Origin of the sequence: Flavobacterium sp. LC2016-12 (assembly GCF_015351595.1) — a bacterium.
Taxonomy (GTDB): Bacteria; Bacteroidota; Bacteroidia; order Flavobacteriales; family Flavobacteriaceae; genus Flavobacterium.
In genome coordinates, this window is the sequence record NZ_JADKPT010000028.1 from 1 (window position 1) to 553 (window position 553).

1 protein-coding gene is annotated in these 553 nt (G+C 38.9%); it reads left to right on the plus strand.

All coding sequences use genetic code 11. The features are described from left to right. On the plus strand, nt 1–553 hold a 553-nt coding region (locus tag IRZ99_RS21115), incomplete at both ends, for a hypothetical protein (protein WP_194659348.1).

Sequence of the window (553 nt, forward strand, 5' to 3'; positions counted from 1 at the left end):
CAGACAGGACTTAGAATCAACAATGATGGATGCACTGCGGATCAGGTATTGAATCTGACTGTTGGAACCAAACCTTCAGATGTTGTAACTACAGAATCAATCTGTGCAGGAGAATCTTATAAATGGATTGATAATGTTACTTATACAACATCACAAAACGGACTCAGAATCAACAATGATGGATGCACTGCGGATCAGGTATTGAACCTAACTATTGGAACCAAACCTTCAGATGTTGTAACAACAGAATCAATCTGTGCAGGAGAGTCTTATAAATGGATTGATAATGTTACTTATACAACATCACAAAATGGACTCAGAATCAGCAATGATGGATGTACTGCAGATCAGGTGTTGAACCTAACTGTCGGAACCAAGCCTTTGGATATTGTAACAACCCTGTCAATCTGTTCAGGAGAATCTTATAAGTGGATTAATGATGTTACTTATACAACATCGCAAAACGGACTCAGAATCAGCAATGATGGATGCACTGCGGATCAGGTTTTAAACCTGACTGTCGGAACAAAGCCTTCAGATGTTGTAACTACAA